The organism is Veillonella sp. ACP1 (assembly GCF_000286635.1).
GTDB classification, from domain to species: domain Bacteria; phylum Bacillota; class Negativicutes; order Veillonellales; family Veillonellaceae; genus Veillonella; species Veillonella atypica.
On sequence record NZ_ALKL01000009.1, the window covers coordinates 23,001 to 42,411 of the forward strand.

The 19,411-nt window shown below is 41.4% G+C and carries 22 protein-coding genes and 1 tRNA gene; 4 read left to right on the plus strand and 19 right to left on the minus strand.

Features of this window, described 5'->3' with window-relative positions; genetic code table 11:
• Nucleotides 1-43 precede the first annotated feature (43 nt).
• From HMPREF1151_RS02830 to HMPREF1151_RS02900, 15 genes are all read right to left on the minus strand, one after another.
• Nucleotides 44-697 (minus strand): coenzyme F420-0:L-glutamate ligase, encoded by a 654-nt coding sequence (locus tag HMPREF1151_RS02830; protein ID WP_005377243.1) that lies wholly within the window; start codon nucleotides 695-697, stop codon nucleotides 44-46.
• Nucleotides 698-709: 12 nt separating this feature from the next.
• Nucleotides 710-1,249 carry a hypothetical protein gene (locus tag HMPREF1151_RS02835; RefSeq protein WP_005380162.1) on the minus strand — a complete coding sequence of 180 codons (540 nt, stop codon included), beginning with the start codon at nucleotides 1,247-1,249 and terminating at the stop codon, nucleotides 710-712.
• Between the two features lie 12 nt (nucleotides 1,250-1,261).
• Nucleotides 1,262-2,071, minus strand: coding sequence for a glutamate racemase (murI, locus tag HMPREF1151_RS02840; protein WP_009661011.1), 810 nt, complete (start codon nucleotides 2,069-2,071; stop codon nucleotides 1,262-1,264).
• Nucleotides 2,064-2,483 (minus strand): thioesterase family protein, encoded by a 420-nt coding sequence (locus HMPREF1151_RS02845; RefSeq protein ID WP_009660986.1) that lies wholly within the window; start codon nucleotides 2,481-2,483, stop codon nucleotides 2,064-2,066. The genes murI and HMPREF1151_RS02845 overlap by 8 nt, the downstream gene beginning before the upstream one ends.
• A gap of 117 nt (nucleotides 2,484-2,600) precedes the next feature.
• Nucleotides 2,601-2,939, minus strand: a complete 339-nt coding sequence (locus tag HMPREF1151_RS02850; protein ID WP_005377221.1) for a YkvA family protein — start codon at nucleotides 2,937-2,939, stop codon at nucleotides 2,601-2,603.
• 14 nt (nucleotides 2,940-2,953) lie between these two features.
• On the minus strand, nucleotides 2,954-3,817 hold the full coding sequence (locus HMPREF1151_RS02855; protein ID WP_009661020.1) for a hypothetical protein: 864 nt from the start codon (nucleotides 3,815-3,817) through the stop codon (nucleotides 2,954-2,956).
• Nucleotides 3,818-3,976: 159 nt separating this feature from the next.
• Nucleotides 3,977-4,744 carry an SDR family NAD(P)-dependent oxidoreductase gene (locus tag HMPREF1151_RS02860; protein ID WP_005377228.1) on the minus strand — a complete coding sequence of 256 codons (768 nt, stop codon included), beginning with the start codon at nucleotides 4,742-4,744 and terminating at the stop codon, nucleotides 3,977-3,979.
• 11 nt (nucleotides 4,745-4,755) lie between these two features.
• Nucleotides 4,756-5,550, minus strand: coding sequence for a TSUP family transporter (locus HMPREF1151_RS02865; RefSeq protein WP_009660997.1), 795 nt, complete (start codon nucleotides 5,548-5,550; stop codon nucleotides 4,756-4,758).
• Nucleotides 5,551-5,685: 135 nt separating this feature from the next.
• Nucleotides 5,686-5,985 carry a YerC/YecD family TrpR-related protein gene (locus HMPREF1151_RS02870; RefSeq protein ID WP_005380196.1) on the minus strand — a complete coding sequence of 100 codons (300 nt, stop codon included), beginning with the start codon at nucleotides 5,983-5,985 and terminating at the stop codon, nucleotides 5,686-5,688.
• Between the two features lie 8 nt (nucleotides 5,986-5,993).
• The gene (locus HMPREF1151_RS02875) at nucleotides 5,994-6,647 is read right to left on the minus strand and encodes a methionine ABC transporter permease (RefSeq protein ID WP_005377242.1); all 654 of its coding nucleotides are present in this window, start codon (nucleotides 6,645-6,647) and stop codon (nucleotides 5,994-5,996) included.
• Nucleotides 6,628-7,674: a methionine ABC transporter ATP-binding protein gene (locus HMPREF1151_RS02880; RefSeq protein WP_009660977.1), complete on the minus strand. Its 1,047-nt coding sequence runs from the start codon at nucleotides 7,672-7,674 to the stop codon at nucleotides 6,628-6,630. The genes HMPREF1151_RS02875 and HMPREF1151_RS02880 overlap by 20 nt, the downstream gene beginning before the upstream one ends.
• 74 nt (nucleotides 7,675-7,748) lie before the next feature.
• Nucleotides 7,749-8,606, minus strand: coding sequence for a D-amino-acid transaminase (dat, locus tag HMPREF1151_RS02885; protein ID WP_009660978.1), 858 nt, complete (start codon nucleotides 8,604-8,606; stop codon nucleotides 7,749-7,751).
• A 208-nt stretch (nucleotides 8,607-8,814) separates the two neighbouring features.
• Complete coding sequence (locus HMPREF1151_RS02890; protein WP_009661015.1) at nucleotides 8,815-9,930, minus strand: acyltransferase; 1,116 nt, start codon at nucleotides 9,928-9,930, stop codon at nucleotides 8,815-8,817.
• Between the two features lie 6 nt (nucleotides 9,931-9,936).
• A complete protein-coding gene (locus HMPREF1151_RS02895) occupies nucleotides 9,937-11,736 on the minus strand; it encodes a DUF4127 family protein (RefSeq protein WP_009661007.1) in 1,800 nt (599 codons plus the stop codon).
• A 139-nt stretch (nucleotides 11,737-11,875) separates the two neighbouring features.
• Nucleotides 11,876-12,502, minus strand: coding sequence for a trimeric intracellular cation channel family protein (locus tag HMPREF1151_RS02900; RefSeq protein WP_009661032.1), 627 nt, complete (start codon nucleotides 12,500-12,502; stop codon nucleotides 11,876-11,878).
• Nucleotides 12,503-12,646: 144 nt separating this feature from the next.
• Here HMPREF1151_RS02900 and tadA point away from each other — a divergent pair, with 144 nt between their 5' ends.
• The 3 genes from tadA to HMPREF1151_RS02910 all read left to right on the plus strand — a co-directional run bounded on the left by tadA (nucleotide 12,647) and on the right by HMPREF1151_RS02910 (nucleotide 14,528).
• Complete coding sequence (gene tadA, locus HMPREF1151_RS09630) at nucleotides 12,647-13,156, plus strand: tRNA adenosine(34) deaminase TadA (RefSeq protein ID WP_083842109.1); 510 nt, start codon at nucleotides 12,647-12,649, stop codon at nucleotides 13,154-13,156.
• Nucleotides 13,110-13,200, plus strand: a tRNA-Ser gene (locus tag HMPREF1151_RS02905). The genes tadA and HMPREF1151_RS02905 overlap by 47 nt, the downstream gene beginning before the upstream one ends.
• Before the next feature lie 140 nt (nucleotides 13,201-13,340).
• On the plus strand, nucleotides 13,341-14,528 hold the full coding sequence (locus tag HMPREF1151_RS02910; protein ID WP_009660983.1) for an MFS transporter: 1,188 nt from the start codon (nucleotides 13,341-13,343) through the stop codon (nucleotides 14,526-14,528).
• Nucleotides 14,529-14,622: 94 nt separating this feature from the next.
• On the opposite strand, the gene HMPREF1151_RS02915 is transcribed toward HMPREF1151_RS02910, so the two are convergent.
• The 4 genes from HMPREF1151_RS02915 to HMPREF1151_RS02930 form a co-directional block, all read right to left on the minus strand.
• A complete protein-coding gene (locus tag HMPREF1151_RS02915) occupies nucleotides 14,623-15,870 on the minus strand; it encodes a serine dehydratase subunit alpha family protein (RefSeq protein WP_009661021.1) in 1,248 nt (415 codons plus the stop codon).
• A gap of 1 nt (nucleotide 15,871) precedes the next feature.
• Complete coding sequence (locus HMPREF1151_RS02920) at nucleotides 15,872-16,243, minus strand: RidA family protein (protein WP_005375663.1); 372 nt, start codon at nucleotides 16,241-16,243, stop codon at nucleotides 15,872-15,874.
• Between the two features lie 74 nt (nucleotides 16,244-16,317).
• Nucleotides 16,318-17,142, minus strand: a complete 825-nt coding sequence (locus HMPREF1151_RS02925) for a hypothetical protein (RefSeq protein WP_009660975.1) — start codon at nucleotides 17,140-17,142, stop codon at nucleotides 16,318-16,320.
• Entirely contained in the window at nucleotides 17,142-18,086 is a 945-nt protein-coding gene (locus tag HMPREF1151_RS02930) for a hypothetical protein (RefSeq protein ID WP_005380189.1), read from the minus strand. The genes HMPREF1151_RS02925 and HMPREF1151_RS02930 overlap by 1 nt, the downstream gene beginning before the upstream one ends.
• Nucleotides 18,087-18,288: 202 nt before the next feature.
• Here HMPREF1151_RS02930 and HMPREF1151_RS02935 point away from each other — a divergent pair, with 202 nt between their 5' ends.
• Nucleotides 18,289-19,185 carry a prenyltransferase gene (locus HMPREF1151_RS02935; RefSeq protein ID WP_009661002.1) on the plus strand — a complete coding sequence of 299 codons (897 nt, stop codon included), beginning with the start codon at nucleotides 18,289-18,291 and terminating at the stop codon, nucleotides 19,183-19,185.
• The last annotated feature ends 226 nt before the right edge of the window (nucleotides 19,186-19,411 follow it).

A 19,411-nucleotide genomic window follows, 5' to 3' on the forward strand; every position in this document is an offset into this window, starting at 1 on the left:
TCTCTAGACTTACCAGTTCTGCACCGGAAACATCGAGAATCTTTTATTTTGCTCCCGAAACGGAAGCGTAGTTTTTAATAATAACGATTGGTGTCATTTGGCTATCATTACCAAATGGATTATCAATCAACAATTTAGCGATTTTCTTCGCATCAATACCGCGACTTGTACCGAGAATTGCAGAGCGTTTCAAGTCATTTACGTCTGCTACAACAGCGCCATAGCAACCTGTGCGTTGAACGATTTTTTCAGCCACCTTATCTGGATCTTTTGGACCAAATACAATGTGTTTATCGAATGGAGGCATTGTGCCTGTTACGTCATCGGTTAAGGATGCAGCACGGGCGATAGCGTAGAATACACCCGGTTTACGGAAAATTTTAGCAATAGCACCTAAGAAGAACGCACCTAATACCTTCCATTTACCATCTAAGTTCATAGCAGATTGCATACCATAAATAGAAGCCATGGAACCATCTGGATGGATAAAGCGGTTAATCATACGCGCTTGCCAACATACATTGAGTTCTTCAGGACGTGTAAAGCGACCTTGTGTAATAGCCACAACGGATTCTGCTACGCATACGATGTCTTCTGGTCCAATATTGTGACCACCAAATTCAACGATAGCATCAACGATGTCATCATTATCTGTAAGAATACGTGTAGGAACACATACTAATTCTAATTCTGCCATTGTTATGCCTCCTTAGTGAACCAATGCTGCTTGTACTTCTTCTGCAGTCAAACGAATACGTTGTTTATCGATATGGTAATCGGTACGACCTACGATTTGGTAATAAATGTCGATATCCATATAAGGGAATCCCTTAATATCTTCACGAATATTACCATTTCTACCAGTTAAGGTAACATAAACGCGGATTGTACCACCCTTGCGAGGCTTGATGATGATAGCTTCAAAGTAACCATCGTGGCGTGGACGATCGATATCCATAGCCCAAGCGTCTACTTTCACACCATCAAAATGTTCTTCTGGAAGCAAAGGACGTGGGAATAAATCCATGATTGTACCAAGTTGACGGCCTTTGTTTACAAATGGCACATCGCAGAACAAAGTCATGGAGCTCATATTCATATCTGCCAATTGAAAGCTTGTTTTCCGCTTTGGCAACAAAATAACGCGTTCATTACCTTGTTTTAATACGAATAGACGGAATAATAAGTACAAAATAGCTACGATAACTGCAATGGCAACTATCACATTTATTATGTCATAAAACCACATGTGAATTCTCCTTTATAGTGTAATCAATTCCACCGAAAAATCATCAGTATCTAAGAATTGGGCGCCCAAATCAGCCCCTAGGGCAATATCCTTTGTGAAATACAAGGTGCTACGGCCCTTCTCGGTAGATGGATTATGTAAATGATTGCTGTCCATCGTACGTCGTACTAGATCACTAGTCTCATAAGCAGGGTCGATATATCGGATGCGGTCACCTGATAACTCCTGCAGGACAGGGCTAACAAATGGGAAATGAGTACACCCCAATACGACAACATCGATATCCCGTTCTAGCATAGGTGCTAAGTACTCCTTAGCGGCTTTACGAACAGCGTCATCATGCAAATGACCTTGTTCAATTAAGCCGGCTAGTTCTGGGCATGGTTGTTCCCATACAAAAACCTCATGGTCGATGTCCATAGCCACATATTTATGAATATGACTATTAACGGTCGCCACCGTCGCCATGATACCGATGGTATTACTATTGCTTTCACGAATAGCAGTCTTAACACCTTGCGATACACCGATAACCGGCACATTGACGTGACTGCGCACCTCATCGAGGGCTACTACGGTGAAAGTATTGCAAGCGATAACCATCAATTTTACAGGTACTTGATGTAATGTTTCTGCAATACGGCAAGCGATTTCTGTAATCTCCTCAGTTGGACGATTGCCAACGGGATTATTAGCATTATCCCCTATATAGATGAAGTTTTCATTGGGAAATTGTTCCTGTAGAACTTTCAAAACGGATAGACCACCTACACCTGAGTCAAAGACGCCGATAGGCAGTCGTTGTGTATCTATATTAGTCATGAGGCATCTCCTCAACAGCATTTAGAATAGGTTGATAAAAGCGATCCTCTAATCGTACGATTTTCCCAGACGATTTAGACATAAAGGCATTCTTAGTCTCACCCGTCGCCAATAGAGCACCATCGCTAGCGCGGCGCATGCGGTATTTAAATACCATCTGAGCACGGGTCATTTTGACTAAATAGGTTTCTATATTAATCGTGTCATCGAACCGAGCAGGTTCCTTATAGTTACACGATACATTCATAATTGGAAATACTATATCCTCGTCCATCATATCCCACAAGGTGACACCGATGTGACGAAGGAATTCAATACGCGCCATTTCAAACCACCGAAAATGATTGCTATGATGAGCAATTCCCATCATATCGGTTTCATAGAAACGGACGTTAATTATCGCTGTATACATTTATTCATCCTTCTTATTACAATACAAATTTAATTGTATATCTATTAACAAAGGGTGTCAAATAAACAAAGGCAGTCCAACCAATAACAATGATTAAACTGCCTTTTTATGTACTTGTTAGTTGCCAAAAGGGAATAGCTTTTTCGCTTGTTCTTCGTGGGATGTTTTGATATAGCGGTTGGCGATTTTGAAAGCAATGCCAAGAACTGCTACATCATCTACCCAGCCAAGGCCCGCAATCGTATCAGGAATGATATCGATTGGTAGGACGAGATACCCTAAGGCGCCGGCTAAAATAGCCTTTACATATTTTGGTGTATCTTGATCGCGCAAGCAAAAGAATAACACCACTGCTTTTTGTACAAAGGCAAGTTTTTTACCATAGCGAGTGGCAAACGCCAAGAATCGAGACTCACTAAAATACTTGCCATATTTGATGATCTTTAATGGATTCATACCAATCCTTCTAACTATTTACGAAAACCGTTAATTGTGGATTTTGTCGTTTCTTTTACTGTTTCAACAGCTTGGAATGCAGTATCTTTTGCATTTTCCACAGCTTGAGCTGCTGTAGTTTTTGCGTTTTCCACAGCCACTTGAGTAGTTGCTTTCGCTACTTCTACGCCACCTTTAGCCAATTCTTTTGCAGTATCCAATGTTTCTTTTGCTACATCGATTTTTTCTTTTGCCGCATCAGTTACTTTTGCTACTGCTTCTGCTGCATTATCATGCAATTGGTATTTCGTTTCCGTATTCCATTTTTCAATAGCAGGTGCTACTTTCTCAGAATATACTTGTTCTAATTGTTCTTTTGCAAGACCTGTTTCATTGGCAATACCAGCCCATACATCGCGTTGGCCTTGAGTGAACGGAATGCTTGCTGCTGCATCGCGAGCGATTTCGCCAGCAATGGTTTTACCATTTTCATAGAACTCAGCGATCATAGGTTTGTAGCGTTCGATGTCGGATGGCATACCATCTTCGATCCAGATATGAGCTACCTTACCAATAGCATAGGTCAAACCAACAGCTACCGGTACGCGTACTGCTTTAAAAGGTACGAGTAAGGAAATAGCAGCTGTAGCAATAGCAGTGCTCAAGCCACCTACTAAACCTACAACAGCACCTGTTTGTAATTCAACATCATATAAATGAGCAATGCGAGTTACCATGTATGTAGCATTTGTGCATAGTGCAACATTGCTGAATTTTGGAGACAAAGCCAATACGGCAGCACGGCCTGCACCCCAGAAAATAAATTGTTCAACTTGATAATTTAAATCTTGACCACCATCGCTAAGCGGTTCAATTCTAACGCCATTATATTCTGCCATAATCGTTCTCCTTTTTCTCCGGATTCCACTTGTGAATGTATGTATCGTTCATTAGTATTATTATACCATTCTCAATGTAGAATTGAAATGAATAATATATATTTTACCCTGTATAAACTGTCTTATTATGACTATTAGTAATAGATAACACTCTATTCACTACCAACTCGTAAGACCTCCATCAATCGTCCACGCAGCACCTGTTACAAAGGATGCTTTTGAACTAATTAAAAAAGCGATAACTTCTCCAATTTCATGAGGTTTTGCAATACGCCCTAATGGATAATGTTGGCCCATCTCCTCTTTTGCTTGTTCCGCATCTTGATGGGATTGGGCAATTTGCTTATCTACAAGCGATGTATCTACGTCGCCAGGACATACACAATTTACACGTACTTCATGAGGTGCCATCTCAAGGGACAGTGATTTTGTAAAGCTTACGATAGCACCTTTTGACGCACCATATACTGAGCAGGCTACATTGCCCTGTAGGCCTGCATCACTAGATACGGTAACAATACTGCCCTTTACTTGACGTAAATAAGGCAATGCTGCTTGGCACAAGAATACAGTCCCTTTTACATTTGTACCAAACATTTCATCAAAGGCCGATTCAGATACATCGGCTAGCAGCTCTTCTTCATAATATCCGGCCGCCGTTACAAGAGCCGAAATACTACCAAAGAAATCTACCGTTTCTTTTACGATGCGCTGACAATCGCTAACACTAGATACGTCGCCTTTCACATAGCGCACCTTCGAAGAATATCGGCGCAATTTCATCTTTGCCCTTTGTCCCGCTTGTTCATCGCGGCCATTGATAACGACGCACCAACCTTCTTGCAATAATAGCTTAGCTGTGGCAAATCCAATCCCCGATGTACCACCGCTGATCAATGCCACTTGAACATCATTTTTATGAGGCATACTCACACCTCCTACAAGGTAGAAATATAATCAAACACTAATTTTAACAACATCACTGTCGTAACAGACAGGAATACAACACGCACCAAGGACGATCCTTTCGCAATGGCTAAATGAGATCCTAAATAGGCGCCCACAACTTGTCCCACCGCAGCGGCAAGACCATACATAATATTGACGTGTCCTAAATATAGAAACACAAGTAAAGATGCTAAATTACTGGTGAAATTTAAAATTTTAGCATTCGCCGAAGCATGGAGAAAATCAAATCCGGTAAAGATAAATCCCATAATGAGAAATGTACCCGTACCAGGGCCTATAAAGCCATCATAAATACCGATGCCAAGGGCAAAGGCCATACAAATATAAAGTGCTCGCCCCATTACTTGAGAGGTGCGATTTACTTCGCCCCAGTTCTTTTTAAAGACTACAAATAATGTAACGGCCACGAGTAATACGATGATAATCGGTTTAACATATAGCGGCGGTAATGATACAACCGCCAAAGTACCCAGCATAGAACCTATAAAGGTAAAAGGCAATAGTTTACGAACTAGCCTAAAATCAACCATATGGTTTCGTAAAAATGTAATTGATGCACTACCGGCCCCAAAGATACTAGACAATTTATTACTACCTAGAGCCATGCTAGGAGGCAAATTAGTTAGCAACATGGCCGGCACAGATATCAATCCACCGCCACCCACTATGGAATCCACAAAGCCCGCAAAGGCCCCTGCTACAGCAAGCAATATAAGTATCATTACCTCATAGGGTAATCCGGTTATTGCAATTAGCCATTCCATATACGACCTCCCATATCTCACATACATATACTATCATTTTACCATTCGTATAAGTAAAAACAATAGTCCTATATATAAAATAACGATGACCAGGGTCACCGTTATGTATTATATCCTACTATGAATATGTTATGACTATTTTTTGTCTGCCAATCGATCTAATACCACTGTATAACCATCAGCACCATATACAAGGCATCGTTTCACACGACTAATCGTCGCTGTACTAGCACCGGTTTCTTCTACAATCGTTTCATAGCTATCACCAGCGCGTAACATTTTAGCCACTTGAAGTCGTTGCGATAATGCTTTCAGTTCATTAACAGTACAAATATCCTCAAAGAATGCATAACATTCTTCTACAGTTTGAAGTTGTAAAATGCCTTCAAAGAGCTCGTCATGTTGAGCACTTCTCAATTTTTCATTGACGCTCATAACGCCTCCTATTTCTTATTCATCGCTTTGGATAAACCGTCACCAATCATTTGGATAACTTGAACCATAATGATAAGAATGATGATGGTAGCGAGCATGATATCCCCTTGGAAACGTTGGTATCCGTAGCGGATAGCAATATCACCAAGGCCACCGCCACCAATAGCACCTGCCATTGCAGAGTAACCAATCAAGTTAACAATAAGCACTGTAACATTATCGATAATAGTTGGCAATGCTTCTGGTAACAATACCTTGCGGATAATTTGGAATGGGCTTGCCCCCATCGATTGAGCAGCTTCGATAACACCGAATTGAATATCCTTAATGGATGTTTCTACAAGACGTGCTAAAAACGGAATCGCCGCCAATGTCAACGGTACACAAGCAGCCGTCGTACCAATGGACGTACCAACAACCATACGTGTAAACGGAATGATGGCAACCATTAAGATGATAAACGGAATGGAACGAGTCGCATTAACGATAGCCCCTAGAATCTTATTAAGCGCTGCATTTTCTAAAATATGTCCTTTAGATGTAACCACCAATACTACGCCGAGTGGAATACCAATAATCATGGCCATAATCGTAGAGATAACGGTCATTTGCAATGTATCCAAGGTACCGGTTATCAACAATTTAATTACTTGCTCTGACATAACCGATCACCTCGCTTTCAATTGGTAATGTTCTGATATAGTCTAGCCCTTCTTGCGCCTTCATAGGATCACCATTCAAAATGACGATGAGACGGCCTACACTAGTGTTTTGAATGTAGTCGATGCCACCAAATAAGATGCTTACATCGAGGTCAAAACGACGTACTAAACCTGCTACAACAGGTTCATCTGTGGCTTGGCCGGTAAACTTCAATTTTACCAATGGTGCCGTACCAGCAATCCAGTCATCATGAAGTTCAATATGTTCAAGCGCGTCTTGTGGTAGGTTATCGCTTACTACTGAGCCAACGAAATCTTTTGTAGTCGGTTTCTTCGGATTTGTAAATACTTCGAGCGTACTACCTTCTTCTAAGATAACACCGCCTTCGATAACGGCTACGCGGTCACAAATTTCGCGGATAACCTTCATTTCATGAGTGATGAGCACAATGGTAAGCCCCATCCGTTCATTGATATCCTTCAACAATTCCAAGATGGATTCTGTTGTTTGCGGATCCAACGCGGAGGTAGCTTCATCGCACAATAATACCTTTGGATTAGAAGCCAAGGCGCGGGCAATGCCAACGCGTTGCTTTTGACCGCCAGATAGTTGAGATGGGTAGTTATTCACGCGGTCCGATAAGCCTACGATATCGAGAATCGGTGTAATGCGTTCCTTGATTTCAGCCTTGCTAAGTCCTTGTAACTCCAACGGGAATGCCACATTGTCATAGACCGTGCGCGATGATAACAGGTTAAAATGTTGGAAAATCATGCCAATGTGTTTACGCGCTTTGCGCAGTTCACTAGCACTCAATTTCGTTAAATCTGTGCCGTCTACGATTACGGAGCCCGATGTAGGGGCTTCTAGCATATTGATGCAACGAATCAATGTAGATTTACCGGCCCCTGATTGACCGATAATGCCATAGATTTGCCCTTTTTCAATGGTAAGGCTAATATCCTTTAGCGCTTCTACACGATTAGCACCTTCGTAGACCTTGCTAATGTGTTCTAATGTAATCAAAATATGTCCTTTCTTTATGAAAGCTCCCCTTACTAGCCACTATAGCTACCATATCGTTACCTATAGTATGCTAATTAAGCCAAGCCTTCTTCCATTAATTTTTCTAGACCATGACGTAATTTCATAGTCACTGCACCTGGTTTACCATCAGCTACAGGATTTCTGTCGAGTTTTATAATCGGAATCACACCACCGGTTGTATTGGTAAAGAATAGTTCATCCGCATCATCAACGAAAGCGCGGTCAAACTCTTTTTCGATAACAGTGATGCCTAATGATGGTGCCACACGAGTAATAACCATTTGACGCGTAATGCCCTTCAAAATATGATTATCCGATGGATGTGTATAAATAATTCCATCTTTTACGGCAAATACATTAGATGTAGCCCCTTCAGTACAAATGCCATCGCGGAATAACATCGCTGTATAAGCAAATTTCTTTTCCGCCTTTGTTTGTGCCAAAATGTTAGGAATCAAATTCGTTGTTTTAATGTCTACATGACCCCAACGTTCATCAGGCAATGCGATAGCTTTCACACCGGATTCCAACTTGTTCACTGCATCCATATCGAGATTATGAATGGACATGAGCATTTGTGGTTCAAGTTTAGAGCGATCGTACGCATGATGACGTGGCGCCACACCACGGGAGATTTGTAAATAAATGTAACCTTCCTTGATTTCACTTTGTTCAATCAAAATTTCGTGAAGTTCGGTCAAATCATCTGGTGTCATTTTTACAGGAATGTCCATTTCACGCATGGACCGATATAGACGGTCTTGGTGATAGGACAATGCAAAACAACGACCTTTTGTAACACGTACAACTTCATATACAGAATCACCGAATAAGTAACCACGGTCATCAATGCTGATTACCTTAGCACCTGGTTCGACGAATTCACCGTTAAAATATGTTAATTCTTTCATAAGAGCACCTCATTTTCCCTTGTTGTAACTCTAATCAGTATGATTGTATTATAGCACAATCATAGATTAATTTTCACACTTTACATTGTGAAAGTTTTCAAATTAGTCATAAAAAAATCCGCCCTCTACCGATAACTATAAGTTATGGTAGGAGCGGATTCTATTGTAATTAGTTATATACCAATCTTACAGGGCTTGTATAAGCCTATTAGTTGCCAAGAATATATTTTCGAATTGGCTTTGGTATTTGTTTTAAACCTACTGTCGTCAAGTAGGATAATCCTACGGCCATCACATACAACAGCACTACGTGAGGCACTGTAAATAGAAGATTATACTTGGCCATGATACCGGTCATGATCAATAACCAGAATGGATGTGCCAAATAGATGCCGTATGAAGTATCCCCAATTTGTGACCAGAACGCCTCCATCGTATTGTTGAGGGGCATCACTTGGAATAGGAATAAGCTAAACAATGTGCCTAATGCCGTATAGAATACACCCATTGGACTCAACTGATGCACTGTGTAAATCGCTTCGAGCACCGTATAATGCCATACATCCATGACATAGTAGTAGGCGCCCAACATGGATAGAATCGATAAAATGGCACATGTGGCCAATAGATATCGGTAACGCCACATATAATCCTTCACCTGTTCATATCGTTCGGCTACAACAGCACCAAAAAGGAATATCCATACATAATGAATCACCCAATAATTAAGGCGCATATCGAAGAGATATTTTATGGCTGGAGAATCACTAAACTGTTGTGTCACCCAGGCCCCCAATCGATAAGATGATATAAAGTCAACACCTAATTGGATAGCAAATAAGATGACGAGCCAAGGAATAGGGGCTTTCAAAATCCACCGTACCATCACACGCCATAGTGGCATGAGCACATAGAACCACACCAGTATAACCATAAAATATAAATGGTACATACTGTTACCAAACAAGAGGTTCACAAGCAATGGTCCGGGATGGAGATTTCCAAAATTGTGCGCCGTTATTCCTGTATAGATAAGGTAGAATAGAGACCACACAATGTAAGGATAGAGCACCACTTGAAAGCGTCGTTTCATAAAATCCTTGTAGCTAAATGGATCGTTTACCGATGTATGGTAGAACAAACCAAAGGCTGACAGGAAGAAAAATGCAGGCACTGCAAAACGCGATAAGATTTCCAACACGCTAATAAGTTGTAAATTAACGAACGGATTTTGTAATGCATAGGAGCCGACATGAATGCCGATAACGCCGAGCATACAAAGGCCACGCATATAGGTTATTTCAGGCAAAAACGATCGTTTCATAGGCGATTATTGTTGAGGCACAGCGGCCGGTGTTGGAACGATGCGCGGTGAAGTCGATGCTTGATGTACTACCGTTGTCGAAGTTGCAGCTGGTGCAGCTTGAGTTGTTGTAGTTGGCACAGCTGGAGCGGCTTGTGCTTGGCCATTGGCTTGTGCAGCCGCAGCAGCAGCTGCAGCTGCTGCTTCAGCTTGTCTCTTCGCTTCTGCTTCCCGTTGCATACGAATTTCTTTTTGAAGAGGTACTACTGGTTTATCATAAACAGTAATATCCGTTTCAAACAAACGGCCCCATGGGAATGTAGCCTTAACTGTACGAGGGTCTACCTTCAAATAAGTTTCACTGAAATCTTGTACGCGTTCTTGTAAATACTCTTCTAATTTTGAATTCAAATCACCAGAGTAGCGTACATTGTCGGTACGAATGGAATCTTGCATACGATAAATATCCTTGCGGATATTCGCTTGGTATGCCCAGTTATCCAAATATTGTTGGGTCAACATATCGCGATGCCCTTCTGGGGACATAGTTTGTAGCAATAAGCCTTGTGCAATCGCATAGCCTACCGTATTACTTGCTGTATTCCAGCCATTGTAAGCGCCGATTTTATAGAGTAAATCGCGTTTATATAAAGCACCTAACAAGGTATTATCAGAGCCATTGTTATAGGCAATATCCGCAATGCTCACGTTTACACCTTGTTCCGTAGCTTGTTGAATACGATCTACAAAGGCAGTCGTAGCTTGAGAAATCATTGGGAAGTTACCAAAGGTTTCAGATTCAGATGTGCTCGTAGAAAGCGGTGTATTAACAGCGAGAAGAACGGTTGGTTTACCTGCAGTTGTCATCGTACCACCAACGGCTTCTACGTGTTCCGCAATCGTTTTATCAACGGTTTGGTCTTCGTAACCTGGCAATGTTTTGCCGGCACCACCTAGTGGATAGATAACGGAGAACGTAGGTTTTTCCGCACTTTCATCGGTACGAGAACGAGCCATCAACAATAAACCGAGTTGATCTGCCCCAGGGAAGCTGCCATATTGTGTACGTGGAATGCCCTTGGAGTATTGATTTAAATAGCGTCCTTCCAATGCGGATTGAGACAATTGGGAGGTATCATCATGGCCCAATGCAAAGTATGCAAAGACACCATTACGCGCTTCATCGATCAAGTCTTTATTCACTTGCATATTTTTTTGACGGCGAGAGAACCAGTCTTGTAGATATTCTACAGGGACAGAGGCTTGCAAGCTCATCAATTTTTGTGTTTCCGCTTGTGTCAATGTGCCGGCATCCAATTTATCTTGTAGCGCAGCAATTTGGAATATGGTTGGACCATAATCTGCATAGTAGGATGGTTCTGTACCACCCCCACTAGCGCGTGGGGAACGCATTACGGTACCAAAACCATAAATGCGTATATTTTTATGGTTTGCCTTAAGCGCTTCGATGCGTTTTAAACGATTTTCCAATGTGCTCAATGGCAAATTATGTTTACGAGAATCCACAAGGCCGCCATAGATTAAGGTATCTGTACTCAATACCATAACATCGGCACGGCCCGCATTTTGCTCTACCCAATTCCAGATTTGATCGGCTTGCCCTTTGTAGGTTTTACCAGAAATCAAATTTTGTGGTGGTGTTAACACCGTCATTCCCGCTGCCTTTGCAGTATCAACTGTATATTGTAGGCTTACTGGACGATCATCTTGCGGAACATATAACACAGTTTCCGCATCAACTTGAATGGATGTACCCGTAGCAATAGCCGTAACCATTAACGCTACTTTCAACCATTTTTTAGACATAGGTTAAACTCCTTTATCAAGCACGCTTGTGCGTACCATTTCACAACTGTTGTAAGGGATACAATCATAAAAAAATAACTAATATTACAATTATATCACTTAGTCATAATTTGGCAAATATATCGCATAAAACCGATTATTATCTGACACGAGGCAGGCTCCAGTGATATTTTATAGCTAGTAGACGAATAACAAGCACAATGGTGAAAGCCCCATATACGGCTTGGCCCGCCCAATCGCTAATTACCAGTAGATAATAGGCTATACCGCCAATAATACTAGGCAACGCATATACGTCTTCTTTCAGTACGGAAGGCACGCGCTGTGCCAACATATCGCGCAGAATGCCACCACCTACAGCGGTAATCGTACCAAGCAATACGATGAATATAGGCAAGTCCGGATATAGTGTATATCCTGCGGAGGCACCCGTTACGGTAAAGGATGCTAAGCCAAGAGCATCGGCAAACAAATAACTAGCGCGGCTGCGAGGCCCCATTATGTTGCGATGATAGCGACTGTTATAAATAGCAAATACAATAAAGGTTACCACGAGGACGACCGTAACATACACTACATTACGAAGTGAATTGGGCGGGAAATAGCCTAATAGTACATCACGAATCACACCGCCCCCAATAGCGGTAGCAAGCGCGAGCACGGCCATGCCAAAAATATCCATTTTACGGGACACACCCACAAGTGCGCCTGATACGGCGAATGCGATGGTACCAATCATGTCAAACATATACCAAATAATATCCATACTAGCCTCACACAAGCAACTGACACAACGATTAAATCTATTCGCAAAAATACGATAAAATATGATAGACTCTATGTAAGATATTATACATTAAGAGGTGCAATAATGACAAAAGACCTAATGGATTCAACCGAACTTAATACAATGGACGAGCGCAGTCGTGACGAATACTTTATGAGCCTTGCCATCGAAGAAGGCAAAAAAGCGTATGCCCTTGGCGAAATTCCTATTGGCGCCATTTTGGTCCATGATAATCAAGTCATTTCACGTCATCATAACCGCCGTGAACTAGATCATGATGCAACAGCTCACGCCGAGGTTCTCGTCATCCGTGAAGCCTGTAATAGCCTAAGACGTTGGCGGTTGACTGGATGCACCCTGTATGTTACGATAGAGCCGTGTCCTATGTGCGCAGGGGCCATTATTAACAGCCGTATTGATCGCGTTGTATATGGTGCTAGCGACTACAAAGGAGGCGCCGTAGAATCTCTGTTTAATGTGCTATCCCACCCGGGATTGAACCATGAGCCACAATTGCAAGCAGGCATCCTCGCTGATGAATGCAGCCAATTGATGAAAGATTTCTTTAAAGAGCGTCGTAAAGCACGGAGGAGTACCCAAGAGGCTGAAGGGTCCGCACTCGAAATGCGGTAGGTCGGGCAACCGGCGCGGGGGTTCAAATCCCTCCTCCTCTGCCATATTTAAAATGATAATGATAGAGATATAATAGATAAACCTAGATACACATAATACAGATGTTATCTAGGTTTTATTTGTATACATATAGTATATAATATAAATATATTATATATTACATCATCAATCAACGAGGTTTACTATGCAAAAGTATTATCCTTATCTCATCACGCTGAGTCACATGATTAATGACTCATGCCAAAGTGTATTACCTGCATTATTGCCGCTGTTTATCTATACGTATGGACTGTCCTTGGAGCAAGCAGGTTTTCTTATCTTAGCGAACACGGCATTATCGTCATTGCTACAGCCATTGCTAGGGTATATTTCAGACAAGCTCAATCAGCCACGACTCATTGCAGCAGGCACGTTATTATCCGCATGTAGTACGGGGATGATGGGTTTTGTTTCGTCTTATGAAAGTCTCCTTGTATGTGCCACACTAGCCGGTGTAGGTTCTTCTATTTTCCATCCTGAAGGGGCAAAAATTATGAACCGCCTCGGAGGTGGCAAGAAGGGCAAAGCAATGGGAACCTTCGCCATCGGCGGTAGTTCAGGCTTCGCCTTTGGTCCTCTATTTGCTGGCGCTATCGCCTATACAGTGGGTGCACATGGTCTAGCAGCTTTCACCGTAGCCGGTATTATTATATCTACCGTTCTATTCCTACTCATGCCACGTATCGTAGCTCATGCCCAAACTATCGACCAAGCTGTAGCCACCGAAAATCCAACAGTTGCGGCTCAGCCACTGAAAAATTATTGGAAATATTTTGGCATATTGTTCATCATTATTCTAAGCCAATCGGTTAATTTCCGCGTTATTAATGCATTTATCCCTGTATTCTGGACTCATGAACTCGGCACGAGCCCCGAACAAGGTAGTTTTGCATTAACCGTATTCTTTAGCATCGGCATCTTTATGACCTACATCGGTGGCTTATTGGGCGATAAATACGGTCCTATCAAAATCATTAGATTATCTCTGTTGATTTGGTTGCCATCCATGTTCCTATTAACACAAGTCCCTGAGTTTTCTGTAACGATTATGATGCCACTCGCCTATCTGATTTTACTCATGATTGGTGCTGCAAAGGCCATCAGTTACAGCCCTGTTATTGTACTGGGCCAAACTTATCTAGCTAAGAGCATCGGATTTGCATCAGGCATCACCCTTGGCGTAAGCCAAACAATCGGCGGCATCATCGCACCGGTTGTAGGGAATTTAGCAGATACCTATTCCCTACCAGCAGCCATGATGACACTAGTTCCATTCCTTATTGTGGGACTGGTCGCATCATTGCTACTAAAGGATCCTAAAAAATTACAATAACATTAGAAAAACAGCGTTATAACCAAACGGGTCATAACGCTGTTTTCTTATTTATAGGATTATAGGACGAACTGTTTTCCGTATATAAAACCAATTAATGCTTTAACATTTCATTCAAAATAACCACATCAGTTTCTTTCATGCCTTGTGCTACGATACCGATACTTTTAATCGTATCATCAACGGAGTTGGCTACAAGGCCATCACCCTTTTGATAGCTCTTGTTAAGGCGAGCTTGTTTATAGCCCATGAAAGCTCCATCTAAGGAGATAGCAATTTTACCGGCACAAGATGGTTTCGCCCCATCACATACGATACCAGATAGGCTAACAAGGCCATTTACAAGTGTATCTTCGATAATATCTTTACTATCGCCTTTCAAGAAGGCAATACCAGCTACACTTACAATGCCAGCCGATACGACACCACAGTATGCGGATAGTTTACCAATACCAGATTTAACGTAAAGCGTTAACAAATTGGCAAATACAAGGGATCGATATAATTCCTCATCGGTTTTATCGAGTTCCTCAGCAGTTGTAATGATAGGCATTGAAACGGTCAATCCTTGATTGCCAGAGCCGGAGCAAATAACTACAGGCAACGGGCACCCACTCATGCGTGCATCGGATCCTGCTGCGGCACGAGCCTTACACTTTGTTTCTAGAGATGGGGTTTCATCATCAAGCAATAACAATCGACCAATATTGGCACCATAATCATTGGATAACCCTTCATTTGAAATGGCCGTATTATATTCTACCTGTTGCTTAATGCTAGGTAAGATACCGGAAATGTCACCAGCTTTTGCAAATTCGTAGATACTATCGAATGTCATCGGGCAAGTACTACTTTCAGCCTCTTTAATTTCATTAACAGTTTCAGAAATCACGTTTTCATCTATGGACACATAGGTAATATTGGTATGTGCATTTTCAATGCGTACCACTGCCGTATGTTCATCGGTGGTGGCCGTAATTTCAATGTAGAGATTATCAACACCTTCCGCTAGTTCTACAGTGCAAAAGTTAGCCTCTAATATGGTGCCTAACCATTTACGATCTTCATCGGTAGCCGATTCTAACACCTCTAGTTCTCGTTCTGGATGGCCTACGATGGCGCCGAGCACGGTAGCCGCAGCTAAGCCTTTGCGGCCTCCAGAGTTCGGAATGACCACTGATTTTACGTTTTTAATGATATTGGCACTGCATCGCGCATGAATGTGGTTGGGAAACTCATCCAATACGGATGCGGCCTTGGCTGCTGCATAGGCAAGCGCAATTGGCTCTGTACAGCCAAAGGCAGGTTTCATTTCTTTTTGTAATAATGAAATATAATCCATATTATACTTCCGCGATGATTTCCACTTCTACTGCAACGCCCAATGGAAGATCTTTTACAGCCACGCAAGAACGAGCTGGTTTAGATGTAAAATATTTTGCATATACTTCGTTGAAAGGTTTGAAGTCATTGATATCAGCTAAGAAGCATGTTGTTTTGATAACCTTGGAGAAATCAGAACCTGCTTCGGCTAATACAGCTTCAATATTTTTACATACTTGTTCAGTTTGTGCTTCGATACCGCCTTCAACTACGGAACCTGTAGCAGGGTTAATCGCTACCTGACCAGAAGCGAACAAGAAACCGCCAGCTACTTTAGCTTGGGAATAGGGACCTACTGCTGCAGGCGCTTTATCTGTGTGAATTGTTTTCATAATAGGACTCCTTTTACAATACATACATCATATAGAAATTATTATACATTAATATCGATGTTTTTCAATATATTTTATTTAATCGATTTGAAAGCATCTGCAAAGATTGGCATAAAGTATTGACGTTGTACATCACTAGTCAATGCCAAGAACAATGTAGGCTTTTGTGGATTCATTACGAGTGCCGCTTTTGCATAATATGGGAATTTAATACCTTCCGCATCAACTAATACACGAGAACCTACGGTATATGTTTGATACTTTGTATTATTCATTTTCTCCATTTGTTCTGTGTTTTCTACAGTAATGGTAGTAGGATTTTTGCTTTCACCGACAATACCAACGGCGGTGCTGTAATCTTTACCAGCACTTACATAGATGGAACCGGGCACGTTCTTATCTGGTAATGTAAATGTTTTAGATTCTTTTGGCAACAGATTATTAACCGTAGTCAACATGAGTTGTTCTGTAATCGGATCCAACTCACCATTATTGAGTATGGCTAATACAGGAAGGACAGACGCATTAGCCTTAGGGTTATCAAACAATGCATTGGCTGCTGTTTTCAAATCTACGGCTACTAACAAAGCGTCCTTTTGGCCGGTTTTATCTTCCCCTTGTAATTGATATACATCATAAGAAACGCCCATATAGTTAAGCGCAGATAATGCATCCTCATTACTTTGGCGAGTCCGTTTATTCGTAGTTGGTTTTGCATTATCCTTGATAAGCAAATCCTTTATAATATCCACAGAATCTGTAGTAGATGCGGTTGCTACCGTAACTGTATTCGGAACAGACATGGATCCTGCTATGGTTTTTACATCTTTTGCACCCGCAAAACTAGTAACTGCACCAACTAAACAAGCTGCTAGCACAAGAGTTTTTAATGGTTTCATTATTTATTGCCTCCCTTTAGGGTTTTCAATCCATACATGGATTCTAATTGTCCTGACCAGTAGTCTCGGCTCGTATCTTCGGTTGCCAAGATTTGTACTGTAAGCCCATCGTTTTGTGGCATTGCATACATAGTTAAACTACCAGGCAATACAAAGCCATCATATTTTAAGCTGCCGCGCACACTCATACCGGCCATAGCACCAAACTTAGATGTATATGGTTTAAATGATATTTCTGTAGCACCCATTGTAAAGTTAGGGATGACTCTCTTAAACAGATCTACGCCCTCTTGCACACTTTGTTTATTCTTTTGCGACAACGATGCATCTTGCATAGCATTTTGTTGTATTGTTTTAATCATATCGCGATGCATAGTAGCATTTAAATTTGCTATTTGTGGCTCTAACATCTTGCGATCAAGTGTAACTGTGGCCATTTTTGAAATAAACTTCTCTGCATTAGATTTTGTGTAAGGCTCGCTAACAGATTGTGCTTTCACTTGTTTATCGGCCATTGCTACGTTAACAATTTGAGTAGCTGTACGATCGAGATAATTAATCGCCTCTTTATTTACATTGTATGTAAGCAACCAACCTGTATGATGACCTAATGTACTATCCCCAGATAATTGGTACAAACTATACCCATCTAAGGCAGTACCTTTAAATTCCTCTTTTACCATTGGGTAGGATGTTTTTATGCGGTCATTCATAGATTTTGCAGCTCGCTCATTAGCTGTTTGAAGGGTCTTATTTTGTTCCATCGTTCTGAAAGTAGGATTTGTAGGAATCGCATCTACAGCTACCGCGTGTACACCATTATTAGTGGTAGCATACTGACCATAGCCTAAATCAATTGTATCGGCACAAGCTACAGCCGCCATACCTACCGTTAAGCAGGTAGCGCAAGCTAGTGTCATTACCTTCTTACTCCACGTTTTCATAGTCTCACCTCATGAATATATGAATTGAATTATATAAGTAAGTTAAATTAAGAATTTTAAATATACATATAATATTATACTATATAATTGTGCTAACATGATAGGTACACCAAATTTACATTTCTCCTAATGTACTATACAATACTTAAAGATAAGAAAACGTATTTCTAACAGAAAGGAGTTGGCATTTCGCCACACCATTATGATACAAGAATTAATTCCCCTCACTAGACCTCGCACATTGGCCGCTGCATTAGGGCCAACTATCTTAGGTGCTGCATTTAGTTATTATACCTTCGGTGCACTTCATGGCACAGGACTCGCCATATTCCATACAATTCTTATATTTTTAGCCGTCGTATCGGCTCAAATCATCGCTAATTTATGGAATGAATTGAAAGATTTTAAATCTGGTCTTGATGCGGGGCAAAAAATAGGTAATGCTGGTTCCCTTACCCGTGGTGCAGTGACGCCAAAGCTCATCTCCACTATGATTAAGGTTCTTATGATTGTACCTATCATCATCGGCCTATACCTATCAGCCACCATTACATGGTGGTACATTCCGGCCGGCATCATCTGTATTTTAATTAGTTTTTTGTATTCAGGTGGCCCAAAGCCAATTTCTCGCACACCATTTGGGGAAATCTCATCCGGTATCGCCATGGGTTTTGCTATTGTCCTCATTACAGGCTTTGCGTGGACGCGTGAACTTTCACTAGCATTCCTAATCCCTGCACTACCGGCTACCCTATTAGTTGGATCCATCATGCTCACCAACAACATTCGAGATATTCGAAACGATGAAAAACACGGCCGTCGTACATTACCAATTGTATTAGGCCGCGACCGTGCCATCAGCCTTATGAGCATCACTTATATCTTTAACTTCATCTGGATTGGTGCATGGATCTATTTGAAAGTCCTCCCTATTCCAGCATTACTCGCATTAATAGCCATTATCCCAGCATTTAAAACCATTAACATATTCTATACCCATGTAGATGAAATCAAACTAGATAAAGCCATGGGTACCACTGCTGGTGCCGCCATGTTGTACCAATTACTATTAAGTATAGGGCTCATTATAGGTAAGTAAAAAAGAAGATAAGCCATCCTAAATTACGACTTTGGCCCTGCGAAGGCCGAAGGCCGGAGTCAGACCCGGCCGGTGGAGTTATTTAGGGTGGCTTATCTTTTACATTTACGTATAATGAGCCCTATAACTTTTAGTTATGGATAACCTCTAATAATACATAGTTGCGGAATAGGAAATAATTTAGTACTATAAGCTTATCGAATTACATTTAATTTTCTCGAAAAGG

Excerpts from the sequence above, each read along its gene's own strand:
- HMPREF1151_RS02830 (WP_005377243.1), bottom strand. The coding sequence starts at position 697 with ATGGCAGAATTAGAATTAGTATGTGTTCCTACACGTATTCTTACAGAT.
- HMPREF1151_RS02835 (WP_005380162.1), bottom strand. The coding sequence starts at position 1,249 with ATGTGGTTTTATGACATAATAAATGTGATAGTTGCCATTGCAGTTATC.
- murI (WP_009661011.1), bottom strand. The coding sequence starts at position 2,071 with ATGACTAATATAGATACACAACGACTGCCTATCGGCGTCTTTGACTCA.
- HMPREF1151_RS02845 (WP_009660986.1), bottom strand. The coding sequence starts at position 2,483 with ATGTATACAGCGATAATTAACGTCCGTTTCTATGAAACCGATATGATG.
- HMPREF1151_RS02850 (WP_005377221.1), bottom strand. The coding sequence starts at position 2,939 with ATGAATCCATTAAAGATCATCAAATATGGCAAGTATTTTAGTGAGTCT.
- HMPREF1151_RS02855 (WP_009661020.1), bottom strand. The coding sequence starts at position 3,817 with ATGGCAGAATATAATGGCGTTAGAATTGAACCGCTTAGCGATGGTGGT.
- HMPREF1151_RS02860 (WP_005377228.1), bottom strand. The coding sequence starts at position 4,744 with ATGCCTCATAAAAATGATGTTCAAGTGGCATTGATCAGCGGTGGTACA.
- HMPREF1151_RS02865 (WP_009660997.1), bottom strand. The coding sequence starts at position 5,550 with ATGGAATGGCTAATTGCAATAACCGGATTACCCTATGAGGTAATGATA.
- HMPREF1151_RS02870 (WP_005380196.1), bottom strand. The coding sequence starts at position 5,985 with ATGAGCGTCAATGAAAAATTGAGAAGTGCTCAACATGACGAGCTCTTT.
- HMPREF1151_RS02875 (WP_005377242.1), bottom strand. The coding sequence starts at position 6,647 with ATGTCAGAGCAAGTAATTAAATTGTTGATAACCGGTACCTTGGATACA.
- dat (WP_009660978.1), bottom strand. The coding sequence starts at position 8,606 with ATGAAAGAATTAACATATTTTAACGGTGAATTCGTCGAACCAGGTGCT.
- HMPREF1151_RS02890 (WP_009661015.1), bottom strand. The coding sequence starts at position 9,930 with ATGAAACGATCGTTTTTGCCTGAAATAACCTATATGCGTGGCCTTTGT.
- HMPREF1151_RS02895 (WP_009661007.1), bottom strand. The coding sequence starts at position 11,736 with ATGTCTAAAAAATGGTTGAAAGTAGCGTTAATGGTTACGGCTATTGCT.
- HMPREF1151_RS02900 (WP_009661032.1), bottom strand. The coding sequence starts at position 12,502 with ATGGATATTATTTGGTATATGTTTGACATGATTGGTACCATCGCATTC.
- tadA (WP_083842109.1), top strand. The coding sequence starts at position 12,647 with ATGGACGAGCGCAGTCGTGACGAATACTTTATGAGCCTTGCCATCGAA.
- HMPREF1151_RS02910 (WP_009660983.1), top strand. The coding sequence starts at position 13,341 with ATGCAAAAGTATTATCCTTATCTCATCACGCTGAGTCACATGATTAAT.
- HMPREF1151_RS02915 (WP_009661021.1), bottom strand. The coding sequence starts at position 15,870 with ATGGATTATATTTCATTATTACAAAAAGAAATGAAACCTGCCTTTGGC.
- HMPREF1151_RS02920 (WP_005375663.1), bottom strand. The coding sequence starts at position 16,243 with ATGAAAACAATTCACACAGATAAAGCGCCTGCAGCAGTAGGTCCCTAT.
- HMPREF1151_RS02925 (WP_009660975.1), bottom strand. The coding sequence starts at position 17,142 with ATGAAACCATTAAAAACTCTTGTGCTAGCAGCTTGTTTAGTTGGTGCA.
- HMPREF1151_RS02930 (WP_005380189.1), bottom strand. The coding sequence starts at position 18,086 with ATGAAAACGTGGAGTAAGAAGGTAATGACACTAGCTTGCGCTACCTGC.
- HMPREF1151_RS02935 (WP_009661002.1), top strand. The coding sequence starts at position 18,289 with ATGATACAAGAATTAATTCCCCTCACTAGACCTCGCACATTGGCCGCT.